Below are 13,862 nucleotides of genomic sequence, written 5' to 3'. Positions count from 1 at the left end.
GCCGTCACCCGTGGATGCGCCCCGTCCGCACCTTCGGCGTCGGGTTCACGTACACCTCGTCGCCTTCCACCCGGACCTCGTAGACCGCTACGTTGTGCACGGCTGGCAGGGAGCGGACCTGCCCGGTCGGGATGTGGAAGCGGGAACCGTGCCGCGGGCACACCGCCATCTCTCCCATGACCGGCCCTGCCGCGAGCGACGCCTCCTCGTGCGTACACGTGTCGTCGATCGCGTAGAAACTGCCGTTGAGGTTGTACACCGCGATCCGCCGCCCGGCGACCTCGAAGGCCTTTCCGCGGTTGTTGGGGATCTCGTCCGCCCTGCCGACCCGTACGTAGTCGCTCATCTCGTCTACGACGCCTCCTCCAGCAGGCCCCCAAGCGCCGCCGCGCGTCCCAACGGCGCCTGGGCGCCCATCTTCTCGGCGACGCGCTGCTCGATCGCCTGCCGGACCCCCTCCAGAGGGAGGCGGTCCAAGACCTCCGCGAAGAACCCCTCAACGATCATGTGGACCGCCTGGCGCCGGCTGAGGCCCCGCGTCTGCAGGTAGAACAGGTGCTGCTCTTCCAGCCGGGAGACGGCCGACCCGTGCGTGCACCGCAGGTCATTGGCCATGATCTCCAGTTCCGGCTTGCTGTCGGCCTTGGCGTCGCGCGAGAGCAGCAGGTTCCGGTTGGACTGGAACGCGTTGGTCCGTTGCCCGCCGGGGTGCACGCGGATCATACCGGCGAACACGGTCCGGGCGGTTTGGAGCAGCGCGTTCTTGTAGAGCAGGTCGCTCGTCGTGTGGGGCGCCAGGTGCTCTTGCAGCGTGTGCGCGTCGTAGTGTTGCGCGTCATCGGCGAAGAACAGGCCGAGCATCTCCGACGATCCCCCGGACTCGCTCAGGTAGGACTCCACGAAGACCTTCGATAGCCGTGCGCCGAAACCCGCGACCAGGCTGCGCAGGACTGCGTCCCGTCCGATGCGCGCGCGCCAAGTGACCAGCTCGCGCACGCCGTGCCCCAGCTCCTGCAGGCTCACGTAGCGGACCTGCGCCCCCTCCCCACAGACGACCTCGACCGCGGCGTTGACCAGCGCCTCGCCAGGACCGGTCGACAACCAGCGCTGCACGACCGTAAGGCGGCTTTGGGGTTCGGCGACGATCAGCACGTGAGGGAACACCGCGGCGCGCTGGGCGTCGATCCACTCGGCCGCCACCAGGGGCCGATCCACTTCGACCCCCCGCGGGACGTACACGAAGAGACCGCCGCTCAAAAACGCTGCGTGGTGGGCGGCGAACTTGCTCTCCTCGGCGCGGACGATGCGCCCCAGGTGCGGCCGCACCCGATCGGCGCAGTCCCGGAGAGCGGAGCGCAGGTCGGTGAAGATCACACCCCCGCGGCGCAGGTCGTCGTCCACGTACGCGAGCACCGGTGCGCCGTTGCGGTTCACCACCACACCCGACCGAGCAGGCTCCGCATCGAGCGCCGCCCGCACGGCCCGGGGAAGCTCGCTGTCTTGGGCTTCCTCCAGAACCGGATGCAGGCCCTCCCACGACAGGTCGTTGGGAGGCGTCCTCCTCCAGGCTTCGTCGGTCGGCTCCGGCAAAGGCAGCCGCTCGAACGCCGCCAGCGCCGCCAGCCGCGATTCCGTCATCCAGTCGGGCTCACGCCACATGGCCGCCAGCTGTCGCAGCGCCGTCTCGTCGAACGCCACAGGAGTCTGCAGCTTCGCACCGTCACCCAACGTTGTGCCTCCATCGCGCGTCATCAAACGGGGCAGGGCGACACGGCCCTGCCCCGGTAGACCGTCAGAGGCCGGCGCCCGCATGCGCACTGCGGGCGGGTTATCCGACCGAGCCCTCCATCTCGAGGGCGATCAACCGGTTGAGCTCGACCGCGTACTCCAGCGGGAGTTCCTTGGCGATCGGTTCGATGAAGCCGCGGACGATCATGTTCATCGCCTCGTCCTCCTTGATCCCGCGGCTCATCAGGTAGAACAGCTGCTCGTCGCTGACCTTGGACACCGTCGCCTCGTGCGTGATCTGCACGTCTTCCTCGTCGATCTCCATTGTTGGGTACGTGTCCGACCGCGACCGTTCGTCGAGGATCAGCGCGTCGCACCGCACCGCGCACTTGCTGCCGTGCGCGCCTTTATAGACCTTCACCAGACCGCGGTAGCCAGCGCGGCCGCCGTCCTTGCTGATCGACTTGCTGACGACCGAGGACTGCGTGTACGGCGCGGCGTGGATCACCTTGCCACCGGGGTCCTGGTGCTGGCCGGCGCCGGCGAACGCCACCGAGAGGATCTCGGCCTTGGCCCCCGGCTCGACCATGTAGACGCTCGGATACTTCATCGTGATCTTGGAGCCCAGATTCCCGTCGACCCACTCCATCGTCGCGTCGCGGTAGGCCACCGCACGCTTGGTCACGAGGTTGTAGACGTTCTTCGACCAGTTCTGGATCGTCGTGTACCGACAGCGCCCGCCCTCCTTCACGACGATCTCCACCACCGCGCTGTGCAGCGAGTCCGTGGTGTAGATCGGAGCCGTGCATCCCTCCACGTAGTGGACGTAGGCCCCGTCCTCGACGATGATCAGGGTTCGCTCGAACTGTCCCATGTTCTCGGCGTTGATCCGGAAGTACGCCTGCAGCGGGATGTCCACGCGCACCCCCTTGGGCACGTAGACGAACGAGCCTCCCGACCACACCGCGGAGTTGAGGGCCGCGAACTTGTTGTCCTCGGGCGGGACCACGGTCCCGAAGTACTGCTGCACGATGTCCGGATGCTCGCGCAGCCCCCCATCCATGTCCAGGAAGATGACGCCCTGCTTCTCCCACTCTTCCTTCAAATTGTGGTAGACGACCTCGCTCTCGTACTGCGCCCCCACGCCCGCCAGGAACTTGCGCTCCGCCTCGGGGATGCCCAGCCGGTCGTAGGTGTCCTTGATCTCCGGCGGCAGGTCTTCCCAGCTGCGCGCCTGCTTCTCGGTCGGCTTGATGTAGTAGTAGATGTTGTCGAAGTCGATCGCGGACAGGTCCGCGCCCCACTTCGGCATCGGCTTGCTCCAAAAGACCTCCAGGCTGTGCAGGCGGAAGGCGCGCATCCAGTCCGGCTCACCCTTGATGTAGGAGATCTCCTCGACGACATCGCGCGACAGCCCCTTACGGGACTTGTAGACGTAGTCCTCGGGCTTGCGAAAACCCCACTTGTATTCGTCGAGGTTGATTCCCAGTGGATTCGTTACGGCCATCGGAACCCTCCCGTCAGCTGCCCGCTCAGTGCGTCACCCAGAACACCTTGCCCGCGCGCCGCACGGGCTGGTCGGAGGGGGTCTGCGCCACGACCTCCGCGAACTGGGCCTGCAGCCCTTCGTATCCGGTCCGCTCGAGCTCCTCGGCGAGTTCGAACCCGCCGGAGATCACGATCCGTCCGTCGAGCATGACGTGCACGTGGTGCGGACGAATGTGGTGCAGGATGCGCGAGTAGTGGGTGATGAGCACGATGCCCATCTCCCCGCCCGCCTTCTCGAACAGCTTGTTGACGTTGTCGGAGACGACCTTGACCGCGTCGATGTCCAACCCCGAGTCGGTCTCGTCCATGATCGCCATCTCGGGCTCCATGACCGCCATCTGCAGGATCTCGGCGCGCTTCTTCTCGCCGCCGCTGAACCCCTCGTTGACGTAGCGGCCGACGATGCTCGGATCCATCTTCAGCAGCTCGAGCTTCTCCCGCAGGACCTTCTGGAATTCCGAGACCGGGATCAGCTCGTTCTCGTAGCCCCGCCGGGCCGACAGCGCGGTCCGCAGGAACGACGCGAAGTTGACCCCGGGGATGCTCACCGGGTACTGGAACGCGATGAACAGCCCCTGGCGGGCGCGCTCGTCCGGGGTCATCTCCAGCAGGTCCTGGCCTTTGTAGAGCACCTCGCCGCCCGTGATGACGTAGAAGGGGTTGCCCATCAGCACGTTGGCCAGGGTCGACTTCCCGGACCCGTTAGGTCCCATAATCGCGTGGATCTCGCCCTTGCGGACCTCCAGGTTCACGCCCTTGAGGATCTCGCGGTCGAGTTCTTCGACCTTGGCCCGCAGGTTGCGGATCACCAGTTCCGGCTCACGCTGGCTCATGCACCACTCCCGACGGTATTTGTTGATCTTTGCAGTCAACAACGTCTACAGTCATTGTATTTCCGGGCTGTGCGCCGGTCAAACCGTAGGCGGCGGCGATCAGGAGACCAATCGGGCGTCCAGTGTCAGAGACTGGAGGCCCGGTCGCAGCAAGACCGAAATGGGACAGCCGTCCTTGGCGGCCTCGGCGGCGGCCCGGAACTTCTCCGCGTCGGCGCCCGGCACGCGCGCCTCGGTTTCCAGGTGGATGCGGGTGATCGCGAACCCCGTCTCGGTCTTGGAGAGGGTCACCGCGGCGCGCGTCCGGATCTCCTCCGGCGACATGCCCTCGCGGGCGAGGCGTCCGGCGAGCGACATGCTGAAGCAGGCGGCGTGGGCCGCGGCGACCAGTTCTTCGGGGTTGCTGCCTTCAGCCGCCTCGAAGCGCGAAGGATAGGTGATCGTGACGTCGCGGACGGCCCCGCTCTGGGTCGAAGCCGATCCAGTCCCGCCGCGCAGGTCTCCGCGCCACAAGGCATTCGCTGTCCGCACGATGTCGGCCATTTCCGGCTCCTTTCAGGGGAAGATGCGGTGTGAACTACATTTCCAGTCTACCATACGGGCCGCACCCGGTTGTACGGCGCTCTCGGCGCTTCGTTCTGAAACCCGATAACCCGCTGCCAGAGCTTCAGGGCGGTCGCAGCCCGTGCTCACTCCGCTGCGGCCCCTCGCAGCCGCTCGCGGACGGCGGCACGGCGGACCTTGTCCGGGCCGGACCGGGGCAGGGCGTCGACGAACCACACGCGCTTGGGTACCTTGTGGCGGGCCAGGCGGCCGGCACAGAAGGCCAGCAACTCGGCTTCCGAGGCGACGACCTGTGGCAGCGTCTCGACAGCCGCGACCACCACCTGCCCCCACTCCTCGTCGGGCAATCCGACGACCGCAGCCTCGCAGACCGCGGGGTGTGCCCGCAGTACGGCCTCCACCTCCGCCGGATAGACATTCTCCCCGCCGGTGACGATGAGGTCGTCGCGCCGATCCAGGACGTAGAGGTACCCCTCTGCGTCGAGGTAACCGATGTCGCCAGTGTGCAGCCAGCCGCCCCGCAGGGCTCGTTCGGTTTCGTGGGGGCGGCCCCAATATCCCGCCATCACCACAGGGCCCCGCACCAGGATCTCCCCGGGTTCCCGGTACCGGTTCCTGGTACCCGTTCCTGGTACCTGTTCCTGGTACCTGTTCCTGGTACCTGTTCCTGGTACCTGTTCCTGGTACCGAATGCGCACTTCGATGGGGTACAGCGGCCGACCGCACGACCCCGGACAGAGGCGCACGTCCTCGGGGCGCAGGGTGGCCACCTGGGAGGCGGCTTCCGTCAGCCCGTAGGTGGGGGCGATGGGCACCCCCGCCTGCAGGCTGCGCTCGACGAGGGAGGGGGGGATCGGTCCGCCCCCCAACAGGACTGCCCGCACGCTCTGGGGCAAGGGGCGGTCGCCCCTGGCGTCCAGCAGTCTGTGTAGCATCGTCGGCACCAACGACAGGACGGTCACCTCGCCGCGGTCGAGTTCTTCGCTGACCGATTGGGGATCGAACCGCTGGTGGATCACGACGGGGTGCCCGTAGATCACTGATCGCCAAAGGATCGCCAGGCCCCCGATGTGCGACAGGGGGAGCACGGCGAGCCAACGGTCCCCCACATGGACGCCCAGGTTGAGCGCCGAGGCCACCGCGCTCCACCAGTGGTTGCCGTAGGTCAGCATCGCGCCCTTGGGGTGACCGGCGGTCGCGGAAGTGTAGACGATGCCTTGCACCGCCGACACATCGATGCGCTCCCACAACGCCACCCGCTCCTCCCGCACGCCGCTCAGCACGTCCGGGTCTTGGGGGTCTGTCACGTGTAGGCCTCCGACGGCACCTGCGGCGGAGGCGTCACCGACCACGACAGTGGGGGAAGCGTCTTGCAGGCGCCAGGCGATCTCCGAAGCAGTCAGGCGCGGGTTCAAGGGCACGAGGATGGCCCGCAGCCGCATGAGGGCGTGGACAAGGACGGCGTACGCTGCCCCGTTGGGCAGCACCGTCGCCACCCGCGCACCCTCTCCGACCCCCAAAGACGCCAGCCGACGCGCGACGACAGCGGCGCAGCGATCTAGCTCGGCAAAGGTGAGTGTCGTGGATCCGGCGATCAGCGCGGGGCGGTGGGGCGACGTGCGCGCCCGGTAACCGAGCCAGTCGGGCAGCGTACCGATCATCGATCCGGCCCGAGGATCGCCGCCGCCAAGAGTGCGGCGAATAGCAGGTGCAGCCGCGCCGTGCCCCGCAGGGCCCCGTTCAGTCGGGGACCGTCATCCCTCCAGACCCTTAACGCCAGACCCAGGCCGAACGGAAGAGCAACCCACGGCAACCAGAACCACGCGCCCAGCGTGCCCGCAGCGCGCATCAGCGCGGGCGCGGCGAAGGCGCCGACCAAACAGACCGTATACTCGATGCGCGTCCAGGATCGACCGATCCGCACGGCCAAAGTCCGCTTTGCGGCCGCTCGGTCGGTATCGATGTCCCGGAGGTTGTTGACGACGAGGATCGCGGCGCACAGCAGCCCGACGGGGACCGAGGCGGACAACGCCTGCGGCCGCACCGCCCCCGTCTGGACGTAGTCGGTTCCTGACACGGCGACCAAGCCGAAGAACACGAACACGAACAGCTCTCCGAGCCCGCGGTAGGCGATCGGAAGCGGTCCGGTCGTGTACGCCACCCCCGACACGATCGCGAGCGCGCCGACGATCAGCAGAGGCCATCCCCGCAAAGCGACCAGGTACAGGCCCACGAATGCGGCCGCCCCAAAACACAGGTAGGCGCCTGCGAGCACCTGTCGGGCGGACAGCCACCCGGCCGCGGTCACCCGCACCGGACCGGTACGCTCGGCCGTGTCGGCTCCGTGCAGGAAGTCGTAGGCGTCGTTGGCGAGATTCGTGCCGATCTGGATGAACACCCCCACTGCCAACGCCGCCAGCGCTGCGAGCGGGTGGAACGCCTGCTCCGCAGCCGCCGTCGCGCTCCCCACGACGACCGGGGCGACCGCCGCCGTCAGCGTAGCCGGACGCGTCGCGGTCACCCACGCGAAGACGGCCGAAGGCGTGGCTTTTGACGGCCCGGGTGGATGCGTGCCGCGCGCGGGGCGCGAGGCGTCGACGGATCTGCGTTCCCGATCGGCGTCACGGATCACGGAAACCGGGGGAACTTCCGAAAGTCCGGCTTGCGCTTCTCCAAGAACGCGTCCCGGCCTTCCTTGGCCTCGTCGGTCAGATAGTACAGCAGCGTGGCATCGCCACCCAGCTGCTGCAACCCTGCCAGGCCGTCGGTGTCGGCATTGAACGCCGCCTTCAGCAGGCGGATCGCCAGCGGGCTGCGCTCCAAGATCTCCTTCGCCCAGCGAATGCCTTCCTCTTCAAGTTGGTCCACCGGCACGACCGTGTTGACCAGTCCCATCTCGAGCGCTTCCTGCGCCGTGTACTGACGGCACAGGTACCAGATCTCGCGCGCCTTCTTGTGGCCGACGATCCGCGCCAGGTAGGTCGAACCGTATCCGGCGTCGAACGAACCGACCTTCGGTCCGGTCTGGCCGAAGATCGCGTTGTCGGCGGCGATGGTGAGGTCGCACACGGTGGCCAGCACGTTGCCGCCGCCGATCGCATACCCGGCGACGAGGGCGATCACCGGCTTGGGGATGATGCGGATCAGGCGCTGCAGGTCCAACACGTTCAGCCGCGGGATCCGATCGGCTCCCACGTAGCCGCCGTGCCCGCGGACGCGCTGGTCGCCACCGGAGCAGAACGCTTCCCTTCCCGCGCCCCTGAACAGGATCACGCCGACGGCCGAGTCGTCGCGCGCGCGGCTGAACGCATCGATCAGCTCCATCACCGTCTCGGGCCGGAAGGCGTTGCGCACCTCCGGCCGGTTGATCGTGATCCGTGCGATCCCCTCCGCCTGGTCGTACAGGATGTCGGTATAGTCGCCTACTCTCTTCCATTCCACGGGCATCGCGTCACCTCGCAACGTCAGCAATGGGATCCGGGGGATGGGCACAACGAGCGCAGCCAGCGGTCGACGACCGCACCGAACGCCTCCGGTCGCTCGAGGTGGACGGCGTGGCCGGCGTCGGGCACGATGGCCAGCTGCGATCCGCGAATCGCATCGTGCATCCGTTCGGCGATCGCTACGTAGTCCGCGTCGAGGGCTCCGGCCAGAAGCAGCGTCGGGGCGGTCACTTCCGCCATACGGTGCCACAACGGCGGCTGGACGCCCTGCCCGAGGCCGCGCAAGCAGTTCGCCAGCCCATGCGCGCCGTTGCGCAGACGCTGGCGACGCAGCGCGGTGCGGACGCCCGGCGGCAGTCGGGCCTGGGAGGCGAAGATCGGCTGACGTTCCCAAAAGTCGACGAACGCCTCGACGCCGTCGCGCTCGATGTGCTCGGCCAGAGCCGCGTCCTGCGCCGCGCGCCGGCGGCGGTGCGCGGCGTCTGCGATTCCCGGGGATGCGCTCTCCAACACCAGCGCGCTTACGCGGTCGGGGAACCCGATGGCCACGTTCAGCGCGATCCGCCCGCCCATGGAGTAGCCTACGACGACGGCCCGATCGATTCGCAGCCGGTCCAACAGCGCCACCAGATCCGCGCTCACCTCCTCGATCGCATAGCGTCCGAAGTCGTCCGGGGCATCGGAGTCTCCGTGTCCGAGCAGGTCAGGCGCGATGACGCGACAGCGCTTGGCTAAGGCCGCCGTGTGCGGGACCCAGGTCTGCGCCGTTCCGGCGAATCCGTGCAGCAACACAAGCGGCGCGCCGGACCCGGCGGTCTCGACGTTCAGCTGGACGCCCCGCACGCCGATGCGGGGCATCAGGACTCCCCTGCCCGCAACTCCGCCAGCACCGCGGCGGTGGCCGCGCCCTGGGCGGCGCGGTGCAGGACCACGTTGCGCTGTCGGTCGGTCCGCACTTCGATCACCTGCAGCCCGCCCTCCTCCAGCGCGTTCCGCACCGCACGGCGGAATGCCCGGGAGCCGTCCGGCCGCGTGTGGGTACCGCCGTACATCTGGACTGCGGGCCGGAAGTCCAGGCCGTGGGGGGTCCCGAACAGCCGCTCGAAGTGCTCCGGGTGGGCAGCCTGCGGCAGAAACGAGAAGATCCCACCCCCGTCGTTGTTGACCAGGACGATCGTCGAGCTGAGCCCGTACAGCCGAGCCGCCAGCAGTCCGTTCATGTCGTGATAGAAGGAAAGGTCACCCACCACGAGCACCACCGGGCCGTCGCTGACCGCAGCAGCACCGAGCGCGCTCGAGATCAGACCGTCGATGCCGCTGGCGCCCCGATTGCCGAGGAACCGCACCGCGGCCGATCGACCGCCGAAGTACGCATCGGCATCGCGTACGGGCATGCTGTTGCCGACGTACAGCAGCGCACCGTCCGGGAGCACTTCCGCCAGATCCTCGAACACCGCTCCCTCGAAGGGTTCGTCCAGACCCGCCACGTACGCGCGCAGGGCCCTCCTCGCCGCCGCCGCCGCGCGCCGCCAGGCATCGATCCATCCTCGGTCCTCGCGCTCACCCAGGGCATCCCGGAGGGCTTCACAGAACAGCCGCGCATCCGCCTGCACCACGTCGGCGGCGACGTGGTCCGGATCATGTGCCTCACCGGCCACATCGACCAGAATCTGACGCGCGCCCGCATGGCGTGCCAGGTAACCGAGCAGCGGCCGCGAAGTCGGGGTGGCCCCGAACCGGATGACGACGTCGGGTGCGAGCAGTTGCCCGACCTCGTCGCTGCGCAGCATCGCGTCGTAGGCGTCGACGACCACCGTCCGATCGTGAGGCCCGCAGCGGACCTGCGAGAGTGGATCGGCGAGGACGGGGTACCCGATCCGCCGCGCCAGCGCGGCGACCGCTGTGGGAAAGTCGGGGTGGTCCTGGGGGCCGCAGACGATCACGCCCCGGGCGCGCTCCCGCAGCTCGCGCGCCACAACCTCGACGCAACCCGCCTCAAGACAGCGGTGCGACCGAACGACGCGCACGTAGGGCGTCCCGTCGGGGCGGGCGGTCCTCGACGCAGGGTCTGCGGGGGGCAGCGGATCACCCAGCGGGACGAGGGGCTCGCGGAACTGGACGTTGATGTGGACCGGTCCGGCGGGTTCGTTCGTGGCGACGGCCAGGGCCCGGCAGGTCATGGCCCGGGCATGTCGCATGAGCGCCTCGGACGCACCCGGCGGCGGGACGTCGGCGAACCACTTGGCGTGTGGCCCGTACAGGCGCACCTGATCGATCGTCTGCGGCGCGCCGCTGTCGCGCAGTTCGTACGGGCGATCCGCCGTCACGACCACGAGCGGGACGCGACCGTACCGCGCCTCGACGACCGAGGGCAAAAAGTTCGCCGCGGCCGTGCCCGACGTACTCAGCAACGCCACGGGAGCGCGCAACGCCTTGGCCATGCCCACGGCGAAAAAGCCGGCTGACCGCTCGTCGATAAGCGTCCACACGCGCAGCGTGGCGTGGTCGGCCGCCGCCAGCGCCACCGGCGTCGAGCGAGAGCCCGGGCACAGGCACAGGTGGCGGACCCCACCGCGCACGAGCTCGTCCACCACGGCGGTGGCGAAGGCATAGGCGGGGTTCTCAAACGTCATCGGACCCCCAGCGCGCGCAGCATCGGGCGCATCTTGATCTGCGACTCCTCGTACTCACGGTCCTGGTCGGAACCGGCGACGATCCCGCAACCGGCGAAGACGAACGCGGTGCGGTCGCGGACGAGCGCGGAACGGATCGCGACCGCGAACTCCCCCTCGCCCTTCCCGTTTGTCCAGCCCACGGCGCCGGCGTACCATCCGCGGTCGAGGGGCTCACAGGACCGGATCCACGCGAGCGCGGCCTCCGCGGGCACGCCGGCGACCGCGGGCGTAGGGTGCAGCCGGCCGGCGACCTCCAGGATTCCGGCCCGACTGCGCAGCCGGCCGCGCAGTCCGGTGTGCAGGTGCTGGACGTCGGTCGTCTGCAGCACGTCGGGGGCCGTCGCGACGCTGATTTCCTCGGACACGCCGCCCAGCGCCTCCCGCAACCATTCGACCACCGCCGCGTGCTCGTCGCGCTCCTTGGCGCTGGCGACCAGCGTCTGCGCGAGCGCCGCGTCTTCGTCCGGATTGCGTCCTCGGGGCGCGGATCCGGCCAGCGCCATCGCCTCGACCCATCCGCCTCCCACCCGCACCAGCCTCTCGGGTGTGGCGCCGCAGAACACGGCCCCCTCCCGTTCGACGGCGAAGACCGTACAGTGCGGGTGCGCATCGGCGAGGTGTGCGAGCATCCGCGCCGGGTCACACGAGACCAGGCGCAACTCGACGCGACGAGCCAAGACCACCTTGCGCAAAATGCCCTCGCGCACCGCCCCGGCCGAGTCGGCCACGGCCCGCTTCCACGCGGGGGCTGCGGGATGCTCGGCGGTGATCGTCGCTTGCCCTCTACCCCACCCCGCCCGCGGCACGGACTCGAACAACCGGCCTGCCAGGGAGAGCGTGGCGCCCAGTTCCGTGCTGCCGTCCTCGTCCGGGAGCGCCGCGGCAGCGAGGACGATCCGGATCCGCCCACCCTCCGTCACGACCGCCAGGCGAGGCACGGCGACCTCGCCTGGCGGGAAACCCGCCCACTCCTCCGCGTAAGGCCCCTGCGGCGCGAAGGAGAATCCCCCAAACGCCACCGACTCGGCGGGGGCATCCCCGACCGATTGCTCCACCAGCCGCTTCCAGGCCGCACCCGCGTCGTCGAAGCGCCGGGGCCCGCGTGTGACAGCCCTCCAGGCGATCCCGACACCCAACAGCTCGAAGCCGTCGGCGGGCCTGCTCCACAGCCAACGGGGTTGATCGGGTGTGCGGGCGAAGACGTCGGGCGGGGCGGTGCGTTCCAGTGCGTGTGCGACCCACGCCAGCGTGGGTTGACCGGTGCGCCTGGCCAGCTGGCGGGCGCGGGCGTGGTGTCGCTCCAGTCGCTCCAGCGCGTCGGCTGGGATGGGGGCTGCGTGCACCGCCGCCTTCACCGGCGCTCCTCCGGAAATCCCACGGACCGCAGCAGCAGGGTGGTGAGGGGGGAAACGACGTCGAGCAGCCGCGCGGGCTGGCGGGCGTGCAACCAGCGGACCACGACCTCGTTGACCGCCCCGATCCACGCGGCCGCAGCCAGTGCGGTGTCCTGCTGCGGGATGTCGCCGTCTGAGGCCGCGTCGTCGAGGTGGCGCTGGACAAGGGAGGTCAGGGCGGCCTGCAGCGCGAAGCGTTTTTGCTCCAGCGCCGGGCTCAGCCCCACGGCCTCGATGAGCAACAGGCGCGTGAGGCTCTCGTTTTCCGAGAACGCCTCCACCGCCGCCCGCAACGCCGCCGCCACCTTGTTGGCCCCGCCCTCGGCCGCCCCGATGGCCGCCAGCACCCGTTCGGCCAGAGCTGCGGCGCAGTCTTCGACCAGCGAGACGAACAGGTCCTCTTTGCCCGGAAAGTGGACGTACAGGGCGCCCTTGGAAAGCCCGGCCTCGCGCGCGACGTCGTCCATGGTGGTCCCGTGATAACCCCGTGCCGCGAACACCGTCCGGGCGGCCTGGAGGATGCGACCCCGGGTGTGGTCCTTTTGAGCAGCCAGCCTCTGCTGGCGCGTCGATGCGGGCATGACGACTGACCGGTCGGTCATCCGAAATTGTAGCGGATCCTGAGGGTTCCTGGTACCGGTTCCTGGTACCGCTCAGGGAGCGGGTACGGCGAAGGCCTCCAAGACGGCCTCGCGGTGGAAGGCGGCTTCGACCGCGTAGCGGGTGAGGGTCCGCAGGTCGTCCAGCGAGAAACCATGGTCGTGCGCGACGCTTGCGAACTCGTCTTCCAGGGAGGTGCCCAGCAGGACGGGATCGTCGCTGTTGACGGTCACCCGGACGCCCGCGTCGAAGAGGGCCCGCAGCGGGTGCTCCCGCCGGGTGGGCACCAGACCCAACCGCAGGTTGCTCGTGGGGCAGATCTCCAGCGTGATCCTGTGTTCGCGCAGGCAGGCGACGAGCTCGGGGTCTTCGACCGCTCGGAATCCGTGGCCGATGCGACTGGCCCCCAGCTGGTAGATCGCGGTCCACACCGATGCCGGACCGGAAAACTCCCCGGCGTGCACGGTGATCCCCAGCCCCGCGTCGCGCGCGACCTCGCACGCCCGCACGAACAGCGTCGGCGGGAAGTTCTCCTCGTCGCCGGCGATGTCCAGCCCCACGATCCCCCGGTCGCGGCACTCCGCGGCGATCTCGGCGACTTCCAGCGCGTGCTCTGGACCGCGCTCGCGGACGATCGTGACGATGGTGCCCGACTGCACGCCGAAGTCGGCGCGCGCACGTTCGCGCCCGGCGGCGATCGCCTCCAGCATCCCCCGGATGCCGAGCAGGGTGAATCCGCGGCGCCCGCCGACGCGGATCTCGACGTAGCGGATGTTCTGCGAGGCCGCCTCCCGCAGCAGATCGTAGGTGATCGTCGCGATGTTCGCGTGGGTGTACAGGCTGTCTGGCACCTTCCCCGCCCGGCCGGCATACCGCAGACGGCGCAGGCGATCGTAGCCGTGATGCAAATTGGGGTCGCTGACCAGATAGGGTTGCCCGACGGCCGGCGCGTGCAACTTCTGGGCGAGCCTGCGCAACCGCAAGGAGGTCTCCAGGTGGAGGTGGAGTTCTGCTTTGGGCAGCGCTCGGATCGCCTGACGCGTGGGTCCTTCCGCCATCCCCTCCCCCGCTGGCCCG

13 protein-coding genes are annotated in these 13,862 nt (G+C 69.1%); all 13 read right to left on the bottom strand.

Going from position 1 to position 13,862, the window contains the following annotated elements; translation table 11 throughout:
* Nucleotides 1–4: 4 nt before the first annotated feature.
* The 13 genes from QN163_03065 to add all read right to left on the bottom strand — a co-directional run bounded on the left by QN163_03065 (nucleotide 5) and on the right by add (nucleotide 13,843).
* On the bottom strand, nucleotides 5–346 hold the full coding sequence (locus tag QN163_03065) for a non-heme iron oxygenase ferredoxin subunit (GenBank protein MDR5682995.1): 342 nt from the start codon (nucleotides 344–346) through the stop codon (nucleotides 5–7).
* 5 nt (nucleotides 347–351) lie between these two features.
* Nucleotides 352–1,728 carry a Fe-S cluster assembly protein SufD gene (gene sufD / locus QN163_03060; GenBank protein ID MDR5682994.1) on the bottom strand — a complete coding sequence of 459 codons (1,377 nt, stop codon included), beginning with the start codon at nucleotides 1,726–1,728 and terminating at the stop codon, nucleotides 352–354.
* Nucleotides 1,729–1,828: 100 nt separating this feature from the next.
* Nucleotides 1,829–3,235, bottom strand: coding sequence for a Fe-S cluster assembly protein SufB (sufB, locus tag QN163_03055; GenBank protein MDR5682993.1), 1,407 nt, complete (start codon nucleotides 3,233–3,235; stop codon nucleotides 1,829–1,831).
* A 25-nt stretch (nucleotides 3,236–3,260) separates the two neighbouring features.
* Nucleotides 3,261–4,109, bottom strand: coding sequence for a Fe-S cluster assembly ATPase SufC (gene sufC, locus QN163_03050; GenBank protein ID MDR5682992.1), 849 nt, complete (start codon nucleotides 4,107–4,109; stop codon nucleotides 3,261–3,263).
* A gap of 99 nt (nucleotides 4,110–4,208) precedes the next feature.
* On the bottom strand, nucleotides 4,209–4,652 hold the full coding sequence (locus QN163_03045) for an OsmC family peroxiredoxin (protein ID MDR5682991.1): 444 nt from the start codon (nucleotides 4,650–4,652) through the stop codon (nucleotides 4,209–4,211).
* Nucleotides 4,653–4,798: 146 nt separating this feature from the next.
* Nucleotides 4,799–6,334 (bottom strand): o-succinylbenzoate--CoA ligase, encoded by a 1,536-nt coding sequence (gene menE, locus QN163_03040; protein ID MDR5682990.1) that lies wholly within the window; start codon nucleotides 6,332–6,334, stop codon nucleotides 4,799–4,801.
* Nucleotides 6,331–7,305 (bottom strand): 1,4-dihydroxy-2-naphthoate polyprenyltransferase, encoded by a 975-nt coding sequence (locus QN163_03035; protein ID MDR5682989.1) that lies wholly within the window; start codon nucleotides 7,303–7,305, stop codon nucleotides 6,331–6,333. The genes menE and QN163_03035 overlap by 4 nt, the downstream gene beginning before the upstream one ends.
* Nucleotides 7,302–8,120 (bottom strand): 1,4-dihydroxy-2-naphthoyl-CoA synthase, encoded by an 819-nt coding sequence (gene menB / locus QN163_03030; protein MDR5682988.1) that lies wholly within the window; start codon nucleotides 8,118–8,120, stop codon nucleotides 7,302–7,304. Before menB ends, QN163_03035 begins: the two co-directional genes overlap by 4 nt.
* Before the next feature lie 17 nt (nucleotides 8,121–8,137).
* A complete protein-coding gene (gene menH, locus QN163_03025) occupies nucleotides 8,138–8,974 on the bottom strand; it encodes a 2-succinyl-6-hydroxy-2,4-cyclohexadiene-1-carboxylate synthase (GenBank protein ID MDR5682987.1) in 837 nt (278 codons plus the stop codon).
* Nucleotides 8,974–10,749 (bottom strand): 2-succinyl-5-enolpyruvyl-6-hydroxy-3-cyclohexene-1-carboxylic-acid synthase, encoded by a 1,776-nt coding sequence (menD, locus tag QN163_03020; protein MDR5682986.1) that lies wholly within the window; start codon nucleotides 10,747–10,749, stop codon nucleotides 8,974–8,976. Before menD ends, menH begins: the two co-directional genes overlap by 1 nt.
* Nucleotides 10,746–12,146, bottom strand: a complete 1,401-nt coding sequence (locus QN163_03015) for an isochorismate synthase (GenBank protein ID MDR5682985.1) — start codon at nucleotides 12,144–12,146, stop codon at nucleotides 10,746–10,748. The genes menD and QN163_03015 overlap by 4 nt, the downstream gene beginning before the upstream one ends.
* Nucleotides 12,143–12,787 carry a TetR/AcrR family transcriptional regulator gene (locus QN163_03010; protein ID MDR5682984.1) on the bottom strand — a complete coding sequence of 215 codons (645 nt, stop codon included), beginning with the start codon at nucleotides 12,785–12,787 and terminating at the stop codon, nucleotides 12,143–12,145. The genes QN163_03015 and QN163_03010 overlap by 4 nt, the downstream gene beginning before the upstream one ends.
* A gap of 51 nt (nucleotides 12,788–12,838) precedes the next feature.
* Nucleotides 12,839–13,843, bottom strand: a complete 1,005-nt coding sequence (gene add / locus QN163_03005) for an adenosine deaminase (protein MDR5682983.1) — start codon at nucleotides 13,841–13,843, stop codon at nucleotides 12,839–12,841.
* Between the last annotated feature and the right edge of the window lie 19 nt (nucleotides 13,844–13,862).

The organism is Armatimonadota bacterium, from assembly GCA_031432545.1.
Classification (GTDB): Bacteria; Sysuimicrobiota; Sysuimicrobiia; order Sysuimicrobiales; family Sysuimicrobiaceae; genus Caldifonticola; species Caldifonticola tengchongensis.
Note: the sequence above shows the minus strand (reverse complement) of the source record. Positions and strands in the feature narration are given on the sequence as shown.